Source organism: Massilia brevitalea, assembly GCF_030711405.1.
GTDB classification, from domain to species: domain Bacteria; phylum Pseudomonadota; class Gammaproteobacteria; order Burkholderiales; family Burkholderiaceae_D; genus Telluria; species Telluria brevitalea.
Genome location: NZ_JAULSI010000072.1, coordinates 1 through 205 on the forward strand (window position 1 = coordinate 1; position 205 = coordinate 205).

Consider the following 205-nt stretch of genomic DNA (forward strand, 5'->3'; position numbering starts at 1 on the left):
GTGATCATGAACCAGCGGCGCACGAACGGCGAATAAAACTTGCTGCGGCAGGATGTTGTAGGGTGGACACCTGTGTCCACGCGGTCGTACCGTGCTGCGGCTGGTAATTTTCTGGAATCGGTAACGCATGCGTACCGATGTGTGTTGACTACCGTTCGTGTTTGTCGATGCTCGCAACTATCGAAGACGTTGCGGGACGCATCGG